This is a genomic window from Cytophaga sp. (assembly GCF_051961495.1).
Classification (GTDB): domain Bacteria; phylum Bacteroidota; class Bacteroidia; order Cytophagales; family Cytophagaceae; genus Cytophaga.
The window spans coordinates 1-4,069 of sequence record NZ_JBQCDF010000014.1 but is presented as its reverse complement, the minus strand read 5'-3'; the positions used below and the strand labels follow the sequence as shown (position 1 = coordinate 4,069).

Below are 4,069 nucleotides of genomic sequence, written 5' to 3'. Positions count from 1 at the left end.
ACAGAATAGTTTTTTATTTTATAGGAAGCTCCGGTTTTGATTTGATACGTTACATGGGTTTTCTTTCCGTTTTTGCTTTTTATAATATCATACGTTACTTCCGCGTCAAATAATCCCCGGTTGAAAAGCGCTGCGGATAAGGCCTTCTGGGTGAAGGAAGGATTTACCGTTGAAAATAATACCGGGGCTTCACCGAACTTTTTACTCAGGTTATACCTTAATCCTTTTTCTTTTTTAGGTTTTCCCAGCAGGCTGTAGAAATTTAATTTTATTGGCAAACCGAATATAGAAGTATTTGGTTTGGGTTTTAATTGTTCCTCCAGATCTGACTTAACGCTTTTAATAAATTTCTTGGATTCCTCAGATTGGATATGGAAGTCTGAACCAGTGTATAGACTGTCTTCTTCAGGAACATACTTAGTAGATTTACATGCCAGGCAAAACGCAGTAAAAATAATGATATATATGTAGCTATTGCTGAATTTCATTAATGCTATTTATTGTTGGTCTTCGTTGTCGATAAGTTTCTTTTTTTTCTTTTTAGAAATAAACAATTCCTTGAAGTGTGTGAAGTTCCGTACATACATGATGCCTGCACCTGTTTCTACAATATTTCCATTTAAAATACCATCATATTGGTTGATGCGGAATGCTTTTATTTTATATCTCCCGTTTTTAGTTATTTTGTATTCAACCTGTACATCACCCGTAATATTTTTTGCATTACTGTTTGTTGCTGCGTCTTGTCCTTCGAGTGGTACGTTGCCACCAATCTGTACCGTAAGCCGTTCATTCAACAGGCTTTTACTTACTCCAACTTCCACCTGTGTATTCCCTTTCTGTTCGCCGTTATTTATTTGGTTGTATGATTGTACATCAACATCTATTTGCAATCCTTCCACATATTTAGCAGATAATTTATTGAGTTCATTACTCATCATCCGGCTCACACTTCGCCGTGCAAAATCAGAGGCTCCTCCCGAACTGCCGGTGTTGTCAGGCACGATAAATCGGTTTAGAACCAATAGTGCGAATACCTGTTTGTTGACTTCAGATTCATTGGCATTGATATTGGAAATCTGGGAATAAACTTCGCCGCCTAAGGCTCCTTTCGTATTGTCTGGCATATCCAATTGAAAACTGATCAAGGGTTTTAATAATTCACCCTGCATCGACATAATTACGATGAAGGGCAGGGGCTTACGTAATGCGCTGGAATCAATTACTGCCGAGTTCGCAAGGAGCCCGTCTGGTGCCGTTCTGGTTTCATAAGTGGCTTTAATATCCACAAGCGCATTTGTAGGGTCGCCGCTCCAGATAATGGTGCTTCCACGCGTAATATTGAATTTTCGTACAATCAGATTTTCCAGGGAAGCTTTATAACTGCCGTCATATACTACATACCTGCCGGATAAGCTGGTCTGTCCACTTTCATCCATTTTAAAATTTAAGTCGGCGTCGCCCCTTACCGATAAGGAGTCGCCGGAGATCGGGTCGACTAATAATTTTAGCGTACTGTTTCTGTTGATGTGTATTTTCGCAGATAAATCAAGACCGGTTATTTTTTGCGCAGCAAGTTCATCTGTTTGTCTGAGCATGATCGGGTCCAGAGAAGAAGAGTCACTTGTAAAGATTACAATACCATCACCGCGGTCTACGGTAACTTTGGAATCCGGAACTGCAAAGGTAAAGTGGCTTCCACGGACGATATTGATATCCGCATTGATGACGGGAAGATTCTGATCACCTTTGATCGAAATTTTACTATCCAGGATTACTTTGCCATAATACAATTTATTGTTCACGGCAGTAGTATTCAATACCATAAAATCATTTGTATTGACGGTTAAATTAAATGTAACGTCGTCAAATGTTTTGATGCCCACATAACCATTGATCACGGCTTCATTGTTTAATGAATCAAGAATATTGAATGAATTGAACGTAACACGTTCCGGTGAAATGTTTATTGTTTCTTTCTTCATGAACAACCGTTGATTGATGTAGGCAACCTTGGTAGATGCATCAATGAATTGTATGTTGCCATTGAATTCAGGATCTTTGGGAGTGCCTGTGATTGCAATATTTCCCTTAATCTTGCCGGTACTGCCATGTATTTGTTCGGCGCTAAAAGCTTCGATAGAATGAAGTTCGATTGATTGTATATCGGCATTAAAATGCAGGTCACTGGAAGAGCCAGCATAATAGCCAGCTATTGTAGCCCGGTTAAGAGAGTCTCTTAATGCAACAGTTGCTGTATAGCGATCTGCCGTGAGGTTGTCCGCTGCTATTTTTAAATTTCCTACGCGCGAATCTTTGTATGCCAGGTCTTTTATATTCAGTTGGGAAGTAAAGGCAGGATTCTGCCGGATGTGTTTGAAGTTTACTTCGCCATCCAGAATGCCTTGTACCAATAGCGTATCATCTTCAATGATCTGTGATAGTGTGTGCAGGTTGAATGCTTTGAATTGAAGGTCTATATCATTTCCTTCTGCCGCCGATTGGAGCTTAATGAATTGGGTATTGTGGGAGAGGTCGAAATGTTCGGCAAAAATATATTTGTGTCCGATTTCTATGTAGTTTTTGTCAGCAACCGTCCATTTTTCTTCCTGCAGTGAAAGTCCATCCTTTAAGATGCTGAACCGGTAATGATTCCCGGAAGTGATGGTCAGGATGGAATTTAATTTGATTTTATCTTTTCCGTCGGTATTCTTAATGGTGAGATTAATGCCCGCAGTATCTTTTCCGATGGTTCCGTCTGCGATTGTTTCTTCCAGGTTTATACCGCCTGTACCTAAGTGTTCCCACCCGGTGTTATAAGTGATTTTATTTTGATCTGAATTAAGATTAAATGTAAAGTCATTAACAGTAGTACCGCTATATGTGGCAGATGGAACATCCGCCTGAATCGTTAGCTTAGCCTCTTCGCTGTTAAACGATCCATTGATGTGCATGCTGCTGTATTGGCTTAATGATGGAAGCACCGCTTCGCGTAACAGCGGTGAATCGTTTACCTGAACTTCGAAAGTGAAATTTTGCGGATTTGTTTTTTTATAGGAAGCATTTGTGAAATGAAAATACCGGTTCAGGTGATTGGTCACTGCACCGCTTACAGATAATACATCGATGTTCCCATCGAAGGTAGCAGCAAACATGGAACTGTTGAGTTTTACATTACTCTTGCCAGGTTCATTAACAGATACCAATACCAATGAGTCTTCTTTATATCTCTTTCCGTTCTGGATAACAAGAATGTTTCGTGTAGAAATATGACCATTGATATTTTTTGTAGGATCGCCGTCAAGATGAAGATCTGTATTGGCAGAAACAGTGGTGTGTTCTTTTGTTAGCTTTAATTTCTGCAGGTCTGCACCTTTTAAATTTAATTTCAGATCGTAAAATTCCTGCTGTTTATCGAGATTGGCTTTTCCTGCAAGTGAAAGGTTGAGGTTGCTGTCTGCCACTGTTCCTTCCACTTCAACCAATTGTTTATTGAGAGTGCCGTTGAATTGAATGGAGTGGTAGTTGTATGCATTGATTGATATCGATTCGATATCTGAATGAACGGTAGCTGCAAACGTGCTGGTATCAAGACCGCTGCCTGTTATGGCAAGGGCTCCGTTTAGTTCACCCAGCATAGTTTGGTTTAATAGTTTGCCAAGATTGAAATTATGGGTTTGTAATGCCAGTTGGTATGCAGGGATCTCTTGCTGTAGTCCGGACATATTTGCATGAACCAAGGCATTTCCTATAGAGCTGCTAAGATTCATGGTTGATGTGAAGTCTGATAATGTACCTTTGTAATTTCCGGTCAGGAATATTTCATCCGGAACAGAAATGCTTGCCGGCAGTGTACTGTCGGGCAAAAGGGCAGCTAGATCCGAAGCCCCTGTCCGGATACGTTTGATATTCAGATCCATGAAAAGCTTGTCAGGATTGCTGATGAAGTTGATCTGTCCTTTTGTATCAATGGTTGTTTCCAGTGCTTTTAAATAGAATTGTTTAATTGTAAGTTTGTTCAAGCTGCCTTGTGCAAGCAGATTGAACATTACGGACCGATCTTTGTTTT

1 protein-coding gene and 1 pseudogene are annotated in these 4,069 nt (G+C 40.0%); both read right to left on the bottom strand.

Annotated features, from left to right (window positions below; genetic code table 11):
- Nucleotides 1–488, bottom strand: a pseudogene (locus ACTHJT_RS00965) (BamA/TamA family outer membrane protein); the annotation flags it as partial.
- A 9-nt stretch (nucleotides 489–497) separates the two neighbouring features.
- A complete protein-coding gene (locus tag ACTHJT_RS00960; protein ID WP_440235724.1) occupies nucleotides 498–4,049 on the bottom strand; it encodes a translocation/assembly module TamB domain-containing protein in 3,552 nt (1,183 codons plus the stop codon).
- Nucleotides 4,050–4,069 lie beyond the last annotated feature (20 nt).